General features: G+C 66.6%; 14 protein-coding genes. 12 read left to right on the top strand and 2 right to left on the bottom strand.

What is annotated here, in order from left to right; translation table 11 throughout:
* Positions 1–180: 180 nt before the first annotated feature.
* The 7 genes from ACIP63_RS21300 (at position 181) to ACIP63_RS21270 (ending at position 7,890) form a co-directional block, all read left to right on the top strand.
* Entirely contained in the window at positions 181–822 is a 642-nt protein-coding gene (locus tag ACIP63_RS21300) for a TetR/AcrR family transcriptional regulator (protein WP_401517709.1), read from the top strand.
* Between the two features lie 130 nt (positions 823–952).
* Entirely contained in the window at positions 953–1,291 is a 339-nt protein-coding gene (locus ACIP63_RS21295; protein ID WP_401517706.1) for a helix-turn-helix domain-containing protein, read from the top strand.
* Positions 1,292–2,517: 1,226 nt separating this feature from the next.
* Positions 2,518–3,120: a DUF6301 family protein gene (locus ACIP63_RS21290; protein ID WP_401517704.1), complete on the top strand. Its 603-nt coding sequence runs from the start codon at positions 2,518–2,520 to the stop codon at positions 3,118–3,120.
* Positions 3,117–3,560, top strand: coding sequence for a TY-Chap domain-containing protein (locus tag ACIP63_RS21285; RefSeq protein WP_401517701.1), 444 nt, complete (start codon positions 3,117–3,119; stop codon positions 3,558–3,560). The genes ACIP63_RS21290 and ACIP63_RS21285 overlap by 4 nt, the downstream gene beginning before the upstream one ends.
* Before the next feature lie 20 nt (positions 3,561–3,580).
* Positions 3,581–6,040 (top strand): HEAT repeat domain-containing protein, encoded by a 2,460-nt coding sequence (locus tag ACIP63_RS21280; protein WP_401517698.1) that lies wholly within the window; start codon positions 3,581–3,583, stop codon positions 6,038–6,040.
* A 724-nt stretch (positions 6,041–6,764) separates the two neighbouring features.
* Positions 6,765–6,950, top strand: a complete 186-nt coding sequence (locus tag ACIP63_RS21275; RefSeq protein ID WP_401517696.1) for a hypothetical protein — start codon at positions 6,765–6,767, stop codon at positions 6,948–6,950.
* Between the two features lie 22 nt (positions 6,951–6,972).
* Entirely contained in the window at positions 6,973–7,890 is a 918-nt protein-coding gene (locus ACIP63_RS21270; protein WP_401517693.1) for an NAD-dependent epimerase/dehydratase family protein, read from the top strand.
* A 270-nt stretch (positions 7,891–8,160) separates the two neighbouring features.
* Here the strand turns inward: ACIP63_RS21270 and ACIP63_RS21265 are convergent, their stop codons facing one another.
* Complete coding sequence (locus ACIP63_RS21265; RefSeq protein WP_401517690.1) at positions 8,161–8,451, bottom strand: hypothetical protein; 291 nt, start codon at positions 8,449–8,451, stop codon at positions 8,161–8,163.
* Positions 8,452–8,818: 367 nt separating this feature from the next.
* Positions 8,819–9,118 carry a hypothetical protein gene (locus ACIP63_RS21260; protein ID WP_401517688.1) on the bottom strand — a complete coding sequence of 100 codons (300 nt, stop codon included), beginning with the start codon at positions 9,116–9,118 and terminating at the stop codon, positions 8,819–8,821.
* A 299-nt stretch (positions 9,119–9,417) separates the two neighbouring features.
* Here ACIP63_RS21260 and ACIP63_RS21255 point away from each other — a divergent pair, with 299 nt between their 5' ends.
* The 5 genes from ACIP63_RS21255 (at position 9,418) to ACIP63_RS21235 (ending at position 13,952) form a co-directional block, all read left to right on the top strand.
* Positions 9,418–10,017: a TetR/AcrR family transcriptional regulator gene (locus tag ACIP63_RS21255; RefSeq protein WP_401517685.1), complete on the top strand. Its 600-nt coding sequence runs from the start codon at positions 9,418–9,420 to the stop codon at positions 10,015–10,017.
* A 74-nt stretch (positions 10,018–10,091) separates the two neighbouring features.
* Entirely contained in the window at positions 10,092–11,315 is a 1,224-nt protein-coding gene (locus ACIP63_RS21250; protein WP_401517682.1) for an acyl-CoA dehydrogenase family protein, read from the top strand.
* Positions 11,312–12,127, top strand: coding sequence for an SDR family NAD(P)-dependent oxidoreductase (locus ACIP63_RS21245; protein WP_401517679.1), 816 nt, complete (start codon positions 11,312–11,314; stop codon positions 12,125–12,127). The genes ACIP63_RS21250 and ACIP63_RS21245 overlap by 4 nt, the downstream gene beginning before the upstream one ends.
* The gene (locus ACIP63_RS21240; RefSeq protein WP_401517677.1) at positions 12,124–12,882 is read left to right on the top strand and encodes an SDR family oxidoreductase; all 759 of its coding nucleotides are present in this window, start codon (positions 12,124–12,126) and stop codon (positions 12,880–12,882) included. The genes ACIP63_RS21245 and ACIP63_RS21240 overlap by 4 nt, the downstream gene beginning before the upstream one ends.
* Complete coding sequence (locus tag ACIP63_RS21235; protein WP_401517674.1) at positions 12,882–13,952, top strand: phosphotransferase family protein; 1,071 nt, start codon at positions 12,882–12,884, stop codon at positions 13,950–13,952. The genes ACIP63_RS21240 and ACIP63_RS21235 overlap by 1 nt, the downstream gene beginning before the upstream one ends.
* The last annotated feature ends 13 nt before the right edge of the window (positions 13,953–13,965 follow it).

Raw genomic sequence — 13,965 nt, 5'->3', positions numbered from 1 at the left:
GGAAGCCCCTCTCGGGCCCGGAGGCCACGCCGCTGCCGCGACCCTACGACTTAATTTGCGCGCTGTGCAATAGATGCGCGTGATGCAATTAATGCGGCTTGCGAGATGGGAGAATGGTCCCCACGCCGCGCTCCGGACGACTGGCGGGAGCGCGATGGGAAGCGGAAAGGGAAGCGGCCGATGGCGGCGCAACAGGACGGGAACACGCGAGGCCGACCACCACTGTCGGAGCGCAAACGGGAACAGACCCGCAGGGAGCTGGCCGACGCGGCGGCCTTCCTGTTCCTGGAGCGAGGTATCGCACAAACCTCCGTTCAGGACATCGCTGCGGCGGTCGGCGTGTCCCCCCGCACGTTCTGGCATTACTTCTCCGTCAAGGAGGAGGCAGTCGCACCCTTGTTCCTGGACGCCCTGCGAGGTGTGATCGAGGCCGTGGAGAGATACCCCGCGGAGGAACCTCTCCTGGAAGCCGTAGGCCAGGCCGCCATGGGAAACGGGAAGTCTCCCGATATCCCGGTTCTCGTGAAACTGCTCAAGCTGAGCCGCACGGCGCCAGGGCTGCACCGCATTTGGCTCCAGGTCAACAATGAGCTGGAGGAACGCATGGTCGGCGCCATCGCCCGGAGGGCCGGTGCCGACCCCGCAAGCCTGTCGGTCCGGCTGGGTGCCGCGATGGCGACCGCCGCGATCCGCATCACGGCTGAGGACTTCGCCTGGCACGGGGACGAGGACCAGCCGGTCCTGGACGAGGCTCTGCGTCTGCTCGCCCAGGGCCTCGTCACCGTCCCACCTTCATGGGGCGGACCGGCCGACGGGAAGTGAGGCGTGAGAGCGGCGCGGAGAGCGAATTACCAGCGGGGTACGGGCCTTGGAGGTATGTTCTCGGAGTCCCTCGGCGGTTGAGCTGCGGTTCGCCTCGGCCCGGCGTTTGGCCCGACTCGCGCTCGCCGCCGTGCCACCGGGCATCGAGGACGCCTGCCACTACGGCGACCGCCCGGTCGCCACGCTGATCGCCAGCAATCCCGAGACTGCCGACGACCTGACGCGCCGGATCCTTGTCAGGCTGCTCGACTTGCCTCGAGAAGAGCGCGAGGCTCTTTTCACCACCGCCAGGGCGTGGTTCGCCACCGGCTCGACCGCTGCTGCGGCCAGAGCGCTGTTCTGTTACCGCAACACAGTCAACTATCGCCTCAGCAAGCTGCAGGAGTTGACCGGCCGCTCCGTCCGCCACCCGACCGAGGCAGCCGAGCTCTTCTTCGTACTGGAAACCATCAACCTGCAAGGCCTGTGACGCTCAGGCAGCCGGAGGGCACTTCAACGTGGGGCACCCCTTGCACCCGCACTCGGACGACAAGCCTCCGGCGTCAACGATGAGCGGTTGGTAGTGCGTGTACGAGACGCTTCTCGGAGTGGCCAACGCGGACGGCGAGGGGTACGCCCGCAGACCCTCCGGTACACCGGCCGCGCCAAGTGAACCGTCCTCACTCACGCCGGACTGCGGCATTCTGCTGACGTCATGCCAGGCCCAGGCCGGGCTGGCGTGCGCTAGCGAATGGGTGCGATCGGTGGGGTGGACGTTGTCAGGAAGCATGGCGAGCCGTGGATCAAGGTCTCGCCGCTGGGGAAGCGAAAGGAGCCGGAGAAGCTCGAGGCTCTGAAGTCGGAGATCGAAGCTGGTGGGGCACCATCGACATCACCAGGCGGTCGAGTTTGCCGCCGGCTTCACCGGCCAAGTTCAACTCCCGAGCGGGTCGCCACAGCTTCTGATCAGCTCAGATGATGTTGACCGCAGTCGGGTGGGCATTGCTGTGAGTAGCTGCTGCGGTCGGGGGCCTCGGGTTGGCAGGTCTCGTTGCCGTGGGCGTTCTCATCCCGCAGGAGCTGGATTGTCAGTCCGGGTGCGTAGCGTGGAAACCAGCGGCTGGTCGCAAGGCTGCCCGGCACTCACAACGGGGGATGGATATGAGCGCAGAGCATGTTGTAGGCCTCGCCGGGATGGTCGTGATCATCGCGGGCGTAGTGGCGGGTGTGGTGATTTTGCGAAGCGGATCCATCCTGCGTACCAGGGTCGTATACCCATTGTGCGACACGTGTGGGCACGCCCGGCCAGAGCACTCGCAGGGAAAGGACACCCGCTGCCTTCACGATTACGGGCATCACACCTGGAACAACGACAGCTACGGCAACAGCCAGCAAAGATACGGTGATACATGCCAATGCCAGGAGTTCCGGCACGAACTTCGCACTGTGCCACCCGCTGAATGACCCTGAGTGCGGCGCGCCGCTCTTGGCCCGGCCGGCCGAGCTGCCGGTGCGTCCCCCGATGTGTGACAGGTCATCTGGCGCTAGCCTCCCGTGTCGACCCCTACGCTCAACTAGGGCTGTACGTCGACCAGTTGGTGCTGGGTACTGCCTGCCCTAGTCAGGGCCGCGGTGCTACCAGGCCCTCACGCACGCCGGATTCGTGCCATCCAGGCGGCTCATCTCGTGCCGATCCGGGCGGAGCGACTATGTGCCATGATCGGAAAAGAGTCAGTCGTGTGCGGGGTGGCCGCGTGGAGGGTGAGGAGGCGGGGGCGGGCCGGTGAGGGCGCCGCGTCCTGGGGGCGTATGACGCAATGGCGTGCGTTGAGTGATGCCGAGGTTGTCGAACTCGCCGCGCGGTTGCGGTCGTTGGAGAGCACGTGGGAGTTGCGTGCTACGCCGAGGACGAGGCGGTCGACGCAGTTCCCTCGTTCAGTGCTGATGATCTGGCCGCGTTGGGAGCTGCTCGACACAGGGTTCGAGAGGGTCGGCCGCGCTGCCTCCCGCCGCGGGAGAGGGCAGGACGAGCAGCAGATGGTAGAGCGCGTCCAGCTGCGCCTGACCGACTACGCCAGCCATTGGGGGCAGGCCCTGGACGCATTTGCGAGGATGGCCGCCGCGCTCGCCGTGTCGTTGGGCGCACCGACGGACCGCCGACCGGGGACCGATGCTGCGATCCACTGGGCCGGTGCGGACACCACCCTGCTCCTCGCGCACTCAGGAAGCGCGGTCTACCTGGAGCTGGCGACCAACAACCGACTGGCTCTCGACGAGGAGCTTCGGCAGATGGACGAAGACGAAGAGGGGCTGCTGTGACGGGGTGGGACGGGTTCAGCGAGGGTCTTGCCGAGCAGCTGGCCTCGCTGCCCGCCGGTTCGGTGCTGATCATCAGAGAGAGCGGGCAGACGGGCCGGTACGCGCAGTTCCTGCAGAGTGACGAAAGGGTGGGGGCCGAACTCGTCGGCGATCACCACCTAGCCCCCGGGCTGCGCGCCGGGGAGGCGGGCTGCCGGCTGATCGCCGAGGCAGGCTGGCAGCTGCCCGAGGACACCGTCTACGGCCACAACTGGTGGAGCGAGCTGCCCTGGCCGTCGTCTTCGGTCAGCTACCGCGAACTGGCGAGGATGACGGTGACTGGCCTGCGCGACGGTCTGCGGATCACGGGCCCGCAGGACCTGGTCTACGAAGCATGGGAGCAGCGCAGGGGTAATCGCTCCCTGACCTTGCCTCTCCTCGGCCTCACCGCGCAAAGCTGACGAAGGGGGCGAGCAGCGTTATGTCCGCACAGGACGCAAGAGCGCAACGACTGGCGTGGCTCGCCGCACAGGTCGATTGGTCGAAGGTGGTCGATCCCTACGGCGGCGGGCAGTACGGCCCCGAGGTGCTGGAAGGGCTCTGGTCGGCGAGCCGCACCACAGCCGACCAGACCTGTACGAGCCTGCACTACGCGGCCAGCGGTGACGGCAGTTCGGTACGGGCCGCGGCCGCCGAGATGCTGCCATTTCTCGTCGAGGCTGCCCGGGATCCGGACGTGACGGTGCGTTTCGAGCTCCTGCAGACGATCGCCGACATTGCCGACACGGGCAACACCGCCCCCACCGCAAAGGTCGCCCCGATCCTCGAAGGCAAGTGGCGGCCCACAGTCGACCCGGCGTGGCCGGCCGCCTGGGAGCGAGCTGCCGAGGCTCTGGTGCCGCTGCTCGACGACGAGGACGACCTCATCCGGTCCGCCGCGGTCGGCGCCCTCTCGCAGTCCGCCGCCCACGCGGACGCCCTGATCACCCGATTGCGGACGTGCTTCGAGAGCGAGCCGGACCTATGGGTGGCGGAGCGCCTCGTGCTGGCTGTCGGAGAACTCGCCCGCTACGCCATCCAGCAACGCGAAGAGGCCCTCACGTGGCTGCGGTGTCGCATGACAGCCGAGGGGAAGGAAGAGGAACCCGACTTCGACGAGGACATCGACGCCTGGGTTGCGTGGGACGAAGAAATTTGCCACGACGTCCGGCTGCAAGCCGTGCAGGCGCTGCGCCGCGCCCTGCCCGACCACGCCGATCCTTGCTACGCGCGCGTCACCGCCGACGCGCTGCTCGCCTCCTCAATCGCACCGACAAGTCCACCCGTGGAGTATCTCTCTGCGCTGGTCGACGTCATCACCGAGGCCGACGAGCGGCTCGGGGCCGACCTGCCCGGACGGCTTGCCCTCGCTCACGCGCTGTTGGGCCACCACGACGCCACAACGCGGGCGGGCGGCCTCAGGGTTGCCGCCAGCCTGATGTCCCGCTGGCGCTCCGCCGTCCCCGACCTGCTGCCGGCCGTCGCCGGGCTCGTAGACGATACGCATCGGGAGAACCGGCTGTTCACTCTGCGGGTTCTTGCGATGTGCGGCGATGCCGCGCGCCCCTGGGCCGACCTTGTCGCCACCCACCTCACCCCGACAGACGAAGCCCACGACGTGCGGGAGCACGCCATATGGGCGCTGAGCCGGATGGGTGACGACCGCTGCGTGCCGCCCCTGATCGAACTGCTCACCACCCACGGTGGTTTCACCTCCGATCATGCCAGGGAGATCGATCGCAGTTGGAACGTCAGCGACCTCAGCCTCACCGAGGCGCTCGCCCCCTTCGCCGCACACGCCGATGTTCTCCTCGCCCCTCTGCTGGCCCACATCGCGGGCACGGCGTACACACGGCACCCGTATTATTCGATTCTGCGCCAATGGCACCAAGACGGAGGCGCTGTAGTCCCGGGGCTGGTCGAACTCCTCGATGATGAGGTGACGTTGATGGCTGCCGCGCACGCCCTGCTGCTGCTGGACAGCGATGCCGTCGCCGTCCACTGCGAACGGTTGTGCGAACGACTGGGCCCCCCGCCAGGTTCGCATGGCAACGATCCCGCCGGGGTCAGCCCTTTCGACTACCACGCCCTCACCGGAGACGACGCGCCCGTACACGCCCTGCTGCGCTCGCCCGACAATAATGACTTCCCGACACCCAGCCCTCAACTCAACGAGCCCACACTCCTCCGCGCCTGCATCACGCTCGGCGGCTCGCTCGGGGCGCCGGCGGCGGACCGGCTACGCGGGATGTTCCGCGAGGCGCTGAGCAGGAAGCCGGAACGCTGGTCCGATGCACCGAAGGGCGCCGCAGAACGGGCCCGAGCGCTGTGGCGGGTCACCGGAGACGCGGATGAAGTCCTCCCCGAACTTCTGGAGTTGACCGCGCGCAGCGCGCTTGAGGTCTACCAGACCCCGGGTGAGATCGAGGCCCTGGTCCTGCTCGCCGAGGTCGCAGCCACCCATCCTCCCGCCGTCGAGCGCGTCGCGCAGCAGCTGGCTGCCACCGCTAGGGCACGGATCAGACACGGCAACCGTTTTGACGCGATGAAGTCCGTCCAAAGCCTGTGGCGGCTCACCTCGGACCCTTGCCAGGTCGTCCCGGCCCTGGTCGACCTCGTCCGGATCTGCCCGCCACCCGGCAGCGCCGGCGCCACGATCCTCGACCCTCTGCAGCTCCTGGCCGAAGTCGCCGCCGCCGACCCGGTATCCGTCACGCCGGCCATGCCTGTTCTGCACGCCCTCCTCGATGCGGACGAACGTCCCGTACGCCATGGCCATTGGCATGCCGTTCGGGACGACGGCTCTGTGTGTGCGGCAGTTCGAGCAGTACTGGATGCCGCTGCCGTGAAGAACAACACCACAACCGCGGATGCAGGGGGTGAGGAAGAACTCGGAACCTGACACCACGTGGCATCTGTGGATCAGGATCAGGGGGCGCATGACGACCAGAGGGACATGGCAGACCCTTAGCTCCTGCCGCGGCAGCGTCGGCAGCCGCTTCCCCCCGGCAGTACACGCTCTGCGCCGCCGAGCTCTTCTTCGAAATGGAAACCGTTCCCCTCATGGGCTGTCAAGCCCAGATGGCTGAAGCGGTCAGCAGGGGGACCAGTGCTCGGCCGGGGACTCGTAGAGCGCCGGCAGTTCGTCCTCATCACGGACGATCTTCCCGACCGCAGGAGCGGCCACGATCTGTAGCCATGGACCGGATTTGGGGCGCCATGAACAACGACGTGCGTTTGCGCAGGTCCAGCTCCCCGGCCCGAGTCCCTGTGACCTGACTGGCGACCTCATCGCCCGGGCCGCGATGCAGCTGTTGGCTGCTGCGGCAATGATGGCAGCCAGAGCCCTGAGCTGGACAGCAACAGTCACCACCCGCAAGTAAGCGCCGTAAACATTTGGGTGTACGATTGCTGTGTGGTCGCCGAGATTGAGGACATTGGAGCGACAGTCATGGACGACACATAGGCCGCAAGGCACCAGGACGTGGTCGAGGTCACTCTGGGTGAGCGCAATGCGAACCGGCGATCCTCACCGAATCGACAACGCGACGGAGGTGCACGCGCACGGACTTGTGGACCCCGCCTACGTCGCAGCGTGGGGCTCGGTTGACGCGCCCATGGGAGGCATGAAGGCCTCTGGTCTGGGACGCCGTCACGGCGAGCACGGCATCTTGGAGTACACCGAGTCCCAGAGCACCGCCGTCGAGCCCGCGCTCCCGGCCGGAGCACCCGACGGAGTGGACCCGGGACGCTACGCACGCCTCGCATCCGCGGGCCTGAAGATCCTCAAGCACCTTCCGGGCATCAAGTAGACATGAAAGAGAGATGATTCCCATGCAGACCGTCCTGGGCGCCAACGGGCCGATCGGCGAAGAGCTCACCCGCGAGCTGTACCGCAACTTCACGCACGACATCCGGCTGGTCAGCCGCAACCCCACGAAGATCCACGAGACCGATCAACTGGTCAAGGCCGACCTGACGGACCCCGAGGCTACGGCCCGGGCCGTCGAGGGCAGCCAGATCGCCTACCTGACCGTGGGTTTGCCCATGGACTCGCAGCTGTGGGAACAGCAGTTCCCCACCATGATGCGTAACGTCATCGACTCCTGCTCGAAGTACGGCACCAAGCTTGTGTTCTTCGACAACACCTACATGTACCCAGGTACAACCGTCCCGCAGTCCGAGTCGACTGGCTTCGAGCCGAACGGCCGCAAGGGCCGGGTGCGCGCGCAGTTGGCGACCATGCTGCAGGATGCGATGAGCGCAGGATCCATCGACGCCGTCATCTGCCGGGCGCCGGAGTTCTACGGGCCGGGAAAGACCAAGAGCCTGACCAATTCGTTCGTCTTCGACCGGATCGGGGCGGGCAAGCGGCCACTCGTCCCTGTCAGTGCGAAGACTGTCCGGTCCCTCATCTGGACGCCGGACGCCAGCCGGGCCATGGCGCTGATCGGCAACACCCCGGACGCTTACGGCCAGACCTGGCACCTGCCCGTCGACCCGAACCGTCTCACCTACGCCGAGATGATCCGAATCGCCGGCGAGGTCACCGATCGCCAGATCCGGTACACCGTGCTGCCACTGGCCGCTTTCAGGATCGGCGGTCGCTTCATCGGGCCGCTCGGAGAGGTCCAGGAACTGCTGCCGCGCTATCGCGGTGACAACATCTTCGACGCCTCGAAGTTCATGACGTGCTTTCCCGGCTTCACCATCACCTCCTACCGTGAGGGCATCACCGAGCTCCTCGGCTGACCCCTCGCCCCCACTGGAGACCAGCTGCACCAGGCGCAACCGTCCCGCACCTCTTGAAGGGCCAAACGTGGGATTCCGCCCCAGGCAGGCCGAATGCGACAGGACAGGGAACCAAGAGGTCCCTGTGCCTGCGGGTTGAGATTCGAACATCTTCCTCAACGTCCGGGAGCGGAGCCTGGGTTCCCCGTCCTGCCGCTGGTGCGATCTCACCGGCGTCACCCCTGATCAGTGGCCCCCGCCTGGGAAGGCTCACTGAGATGCTCTCTGCGGTTACGCAGTCGCGCCGCTTTCGGTGGTCATGGACGGGGCCGGGTCGAGAGAGCCGTTCCGGTACCGGAACTCGTGCGCGAGCTCCGGCCAGATCAGGGTCAGACGGACGCTGCGCGGATCGATGTACCAGCTCCTGCAACTGCCGCCGAGCCAGACCGTGCCCTTGCCGTGCTCCCGGAGTTCCCCCACGTACCGTGCCTGGGCCTCGGCAGAGACATCGAGGATCCTGTCCCCACTGACCTCGCTCCAGTCGAGGGGGCCCAGGATGTACGATCCGGGCCTCGATGGCATGCATGACGGAGTTGTGGCCAAGTCCGGTATTGGGGCCGTGCATGAGGAACAGATTGGGAAATCCGGAGACAGCGGTCTACGCGAACGCCTCCAGATCCCGCTCCCAGGGATCCGCGAGGGGAGCACCCACCTTCAAGGCGCGTAGGAGCGAGCGTTCATGGCGCTGATGGCCTTGCCGACGCTGACGAGGGCGCCACTGGGCCATGTCGGTGGGTTCCGCGACGCTCGTGCGAAGTCACCGGCGCCTGCTTCCCAGGACGCAGCAGGCGCCGGCAGGGGGAGTGGGTACAGACCTTCAGAGGGCTGTCGTTTCGGTGTGGAATGCCGGTCGAGAGCTTCGCAGCCGGGCCGGAGGGGGCCCGGGGCCCTATGTGGCGCTCACGCTGCTGACACGGCGCAGGTCGTACTCAGAGGTCCAGGGATTGGCAGTCGCGGCACGCCAGTCCAGCTCCCAGCCAGGGCGGTACCCGCAAGCTCCCCAGCCGCCCGGCCGTTCGTTGCGGGCCCTGTGCCCGGTCTGCTGCGCGTCGTGTGCTGCGCGGTAGGTGTCGTGTGCGATCCGGATGGCGGCGTTGCTGCTGTGAGCCTCTCCGGTGAAGACGTGCACGCCGCAGGCGCCGGCGGCGTTGCGCATGGGGACGTTGACCTCGTAATAGCGAAGAGTCATGGCGTCCGCCTCCTTTCAGGTGCTGGCGACCGCCCTGGGGCGACTGGTGCCGGTAAGGGAACCCAGCGAAGAATCGCCCGAGTGTTGCCAGGCCAGGCCAGGCCCGGTCCGTGGGGCGAATCGCCTCATGACCTAATGTGTACACTGCGTACATTAGGTCATCGTTGTGTGCGGCGTCAACATTGTTCTGCCTTGTGCGAGAGGAGCGTCGGTCCGTGCCGGTATGGGGAGGAGGAGACTCTGCTGAGCAATGCTCAATAGTCTTGTCGAGCATCGCTCAACAAGCTAGCGTGACGGGCATGACCACGAAGTCCGTGCCCTCTCGCGTACGGCTGAAGCCGGAGGAGCGCCGGGCGCAGCTGATCAACATTGGTTTGCGCCTGCTCACCACCCGTCCCATCCACGAGATGTCTATCGACGAAGTGGCTGCCGAGGCGGGCATCTCCCGAGGGTTGCTCTTCCACTACTTTCCGACCAAGCGGGATTACTACGTCGAGGTGGTCCAAGCGGGCGGGCGCCGGCTGCTGCTGCACGCCAAAGCCCCGGATGAGGGCACACCGACGGAACGGGTGCGCGGCATCATTGACGGGTTCGTGTCGTTCGTTCAGCGTCGCAAGAACAACTACGTAGCAGTAGTGCGGGCTGCGGCGGGTGGCGACGAGCTCGTGCTGGAGGTCTTCGAGGACAACCGGCGCACCCTGACCGACCGAGTGCTGGAAGCTGCTGGAGTCCAAGCCCCCACCGCGCTGCACCGGCTGGCCGTGCGCGGCTGGCTGGCCATGGCGGAGGAGATGGCCATCGGCGCCACGGACGAGGTCGTCACTACACACGAGCTGGTCGACCTGCTCGTGCACAGCCTTGAGCAGGTCATGGAGCAGTTCGCCATCGGGCGCCGCTGAGTTCTGCCCTCAGGATGCAGGCAGGGTTAACGGCCGCCCGCACTACTAAGCAATGCTCGACAGGAGGGAAGCGCATGGACTTCAAACACTCGCCCAAGGCACGCCAGTACATTGAGCGGGTCAGTGCGTTCATGACGTCAGAAGTCCAGCCGCGTGAGCAGGAGTACCTCACCGCGCTGCGGGACCAGGAAGACCGCTGGGCGTCCATCCCGTCGGTGATCGACGAACTGAAGGCGAAAGCCAAAGCGGCCGGGTTGTGGAATCTGTTCCTTCCTGACACCACCCTCGGCGCCGGTCTGACGAACCTCGAGTACGCGCCAGTGGCCGAGATCATGGGGCGCTCGCTGATCGCACCGGAGATCTTCAACTGCAATGCGCCTGACACCGGTAACGCAGAGGTACTGCTGCACTACGGAAGTGATGAACAACGCCGCCGATGGATGGAACCGCTGTTGCGTGGCGAAATCCGTTCGGCCTTCTGCATGACGGAGCCGGACGTGGCCTCCTCCGACGCGGCCAACATGGACGCCAGGGCCTGCGTCGACGGTGACTCGGTCGTCCTCAACGGGCGCAAGTGGTGGAGTACAGGCATCGGGCACCCGGACTGTCAGTTCGTCATCTTCATGGGGCTGACCGACCCGCAGGCGCCACGCCACATGCGGCACTCCATGGTGCTGGTGCCGCTCGACGCTCCGGGCGTGCGTATCGAGCGCATGCTGCCGGTGTACGGCTATCTCGATGAGCCCTACGGTCACGGCGAGGTGTCCTTCTCCGACGTCCGGCTCCCACTGGACGCAGTGATCGCCGGACCGGGCCGCGGCTTCGAGATCGCTCAAGGCAGACTCGGCCCTGGGCGAATCCACCACTGCATGCGTTTGATAGGCCTCGCTGAGAACGCCCTGGAGCTGGCCTGCCGGCGCTCGGTGTCCCGCACCGCCTTCGGGAAACCCCTCAGCAACCTGGGTGGCAACCGTGAACGCATAGCGAAGGCCAGGATCGCGATCAACCAGGCGCGGCTCCAAGTCCTGCACGCTGCCTGGCTGCTGGACACCGACGGAGCAGCCGGCGCATTCAGCGAGCTGTCTCAGGTCAAGGCATCCGTCCCCGCGATGGCCTGTGACGTCATCGACATGGCGATCCAGATCCACGGTGGCGCCGGCCTGTCCGATGACTTCCCCCTCGCCTCGGCTATGGCCGCCGCCCGTGCCCTGCGCCTGGCCGACGGCCCCGACGAGGTACACCTCGGCGTCGTTGCCCGGGCCGAACTCGGCCAGTACCGCACCAGGGAGACAGAGTGAGCAAGCGCATCCTCATCACCGGCGGAGCCTCCGGGCTCGGCCGGGCCCTGGCCGAGCGGTACGCCGCAGCCGGAGACCGCGTCCTGATTGCCGACCGGATCCAGCCGACCGAACGCCTGTCTGGCGGCGTCTCATACATCCACCTCGACGTCCGCGTCCCCGGCGACTGGCAACACGCACTTCGCTGGTGCGAGAACAACTGGGGCGGCCTGGACATGCTGGTCAACAACGCCGGGGTGATGGCGGTCGGGCGCGTGGAGCGTCTCCAGGCCGACGACTGGGACTGGATCCTCGACATCAACCTCAAGGGCGCTGCCCAGGGATGCCGTACCCTCATCCCTCTGTTCAAGCGCCAGGGCAGCGGGCACATCGTCAACATCGCCTCTGCGGCAGGTCTGCTGAACACGCCCGGAATGGCCTCGTACAACGCCTCAAAGGCTGCCGTCATCTCCCTGTCCGAGACACTCCGCCAGGAACTGGCCCCGTTCGGTATCCGCACCACCGTCATCTGTCCGGGCTACGTTCGAACCGACCTCAGGACCGGGCTGCACAGCCCTGACCGACAGCTGGCCCACCATGCCGACCAGAAGATCCAGAGCGCCAGGCCGACCGCCGAACAGGTGGCGAAGCAGATCGTCGACGCGGTATCCCAGGAACGCTTCCTGGTCCTCACCCACCCCGAGGACCGGCGCGCTCTCTGCATGAAACGTCTGCTGCCGCGAATGGCGGACGCGCGGGCAGCCAGGAGATGGCGGCGCATGACAGCGCAGATCAGAGCCCAGGACCCGCAGGAGCAGGGGAAAGCAGCGTGACCAAGAGGAGCAGGATACTCATCACGGGGGCGAGCTCAGGCCTCGGCGAGGGCATGGCCCGCACTTTCGCCGCCCTCGGCCGTGATCTCGCACTCTGCGCCCGCCGCACCGACCGACTGCAGGCGCTTCGCGAGGAACTGCTCGCCGCCCACCCAGGCATCACGGTGTCCGTGCACAGCCTGGACGTCAACGACCACCAGCGGGTCTTCGACGTATTCCACGCTGCGCACGAAGACCTGGGCGGTCTGGACCGAGTCATCGTCAACGCAGGGCTCGGCAAGGGGAAACCGATCGGAACTGGACGGTTCGACGCCAATCTGCAGACCGCGCAGACCAACTTCACCGCTGCCCTGGCCCAGTGCGAGGCCGCCATGGAGATCTTCCGTACCCAGCGCAACGGTCACCTCGTGGTGGTCTCCTCGATGAGTGCAATGCGCGGACTGCCCCGCAACCTGACCACGTACGCGGCCACCAAGGCCGGTGTCTCGGCGCTCGCCGAAGGCATCCGCTCAGAGATGACCGCCACCCGCACGCCGATCGCAGTCACTACGCTCCACCCGGGTTACATCGCCACTGACCTGAGCGCAGGTGCTGCGAAGACACCGCTGATGGCCTCGGCCGAAAAGGGGGTCAAGAGCATGGTGCACGCAATCGAACGCGAGCCCCACGAAGCAAAGGTCCCCGCCTGGCCCTGGGTCCCCATGGGGTTCCTCATGCGCCATCTACCCCTGCGACTCGTGGCCAAGGTGAGCTGATGAACGATACCCACCAGAGTGCGGTCCGTACCGAGGACGCCTTCGACGTCGAGCGTGTCCACGCCTGGCTTACCCGCCAGATGGACTCACTTGCCGGACCTCCCCCCGATGTCGTCCAGTTCACCGGAGGCGCGTCGAACCTCACCTACCTGCTGCGCTACCCGCACATCGACACAGAACTGATCCTGCGCCGCCCACCGGCAGGCAAGAAAGCAACCACCGCCCACGACATGGCGCGCGAGTACGGCGTGCAAGAGGCGCTGAAGCCCGCTTTCCCCCTTGTTCCGACCGTCCGTGCACTGTGCCAGGACCCCTCCGTCATCGGAACCGACTTCTACGTCATGGACAAGGTTCCCGGTCTCATCCTTCGTGGCCGGCTTCCGCAAGGCATGGCACTCCCACCCGCCAGAGCACGGGCCCTGTCGGAAGCGTTCGTCGACACCCTCACCGATCTGCACCAGGTCGACCCTGCCGCAACGGGACTCGGCGACCTCGGCAGAGGCAACGGATACGTCCGCCGCCAGATCGACGGCTGGACCCGCCGCTACGCACAGGCCCGCACCTGGAACACGCCCAGCTTTCGCCACGTGACGGCCTGGCTGGCCGACCATCAGCCTGACGACCTGGCTCTCCGCGTCATTCACAACGACTGGCGCCTGGACAACCTCGTCCTGGACGAGACGGACCTGCGCATCACCGGCGTCCTCGACTGGGAGATGGCCACGCTGGGCGACCCGCTGATGGACCTCGGCAGCGCTCTCGCGTACTGGATCCAGGCGGATGACGACCGCCTGGCCCGCGCTACGCGCCGCCAGCCCAGCCACCTGCCCGGCATGCTCACCAGAGCTGAGATCGTTGAACGATACTGCGACCGGATGGGGCTGCCCACCGACAACTGGCCCTTCTACGAGACCTTCGGCCTGTTCAGACTTGCCGTGATCGCCCAGCAGATCTACTACCGCTATCACCACAAGCAGACCCGAAACCCGGCCTTCCGCAACCTCTGGCTGGCCGTCAACTACCTCGATCACCGCTGCCGTTCGATCATCCGCCGCAGCCCCGGAACCTGACAGGACGAACGGG

It is taken from the genome of Streptomyces sp. NPDC088746, assembly GCF_044751065.1.
Classification (GTDB): Bacteria; Actinomycetota; Actinomycetes; order Streptomycetales; family Streptomycetaceae; genus Streptomyces.
The sequence above is the reverse complement of the archived record's forward strand: the minus strand, read 5'-3'. Positions and strand labels throughout refer to the sequence as shown.

What these genes read in the sequence shown, in the direction of transcription:
- ACIP63_RS21300 (WP_401517709.1), top strand. Translation starts at nt 181, where the DNA reads ATGGCGGCGCAACAGGACGGGAACACGCGAGGCCGACCACCACTGTCG.
- ACIP63_RS21290 (WP_401517704.1), top strand. Translation starts at nt 2,518, where the DNA reads ATGATCGGAAAAGAGTCAGTCGTGTGCGGGGTGGCCGCGTGGAGGGTG.
- ACIP63_RS21280 (WP_401517698.1), top strand. Translation starts at nt 3,581, where the DNA reads ATGTCCGCACAGGACGCAAGAGCGCAACGACTGGCGTGGCTCGCCGCA.
- ACIP63_RS21275 (WP_401517696.1), top strand. Translation starts at nt 6,765, where the DNA reads ATGAAGGCCTCTGGTCTGGGACGCCGTCACGGCGAGCACGGCATCTTG.
- ACIP63_RS21270 (WP_401517693.1), top strand. Translation starts at nt 6,973, where the DNA reads ATGCAGACCGTCCTGGGCGCCAACGGGCCGATCGGCGAAGAGCTCACC.
- ACIP63_RS21265 (WP_401517690.1), bottom strand. Translation starts at nt 8,451, where the DNA reads ATGCCATCGAGGCCCGGATCGTACATCCTGGGCCCCCTCGACTGGAGC.
- ACIP63_RS21260 (WP_401517688.1), bottom strand. Translation starts at nt 9,118, where the DNA reads ATGACTCTTCGCTATTACGAGGTCAACGTCCCCATGCGCAACGCCGCC.
- ACIP63_RS21255 (WP_401517685.1), top strand. Translation starts at nt 9,418, where the DNA reads ATGACCACGAAGTCCGTGCCCTCTCGCGTACGGCTGAAGCCGGAGGAG.
- ACIP63_RS21250 (WP_401517682.1), top strand. Translation starts at nt 10,092, where the DNA reads ATGGACTTCAAACACTCGCCCAAGGCACGCCAGTACATTGAGCGGGTC.
- ACIP63_RS21235 (WP_401517674.1), top strand. Translation starts at nt 12,882, where the DNA reads ATGAACGATACCCACCAGAGTGCGGTCCGTACCGAGGACGCCTTCGAC.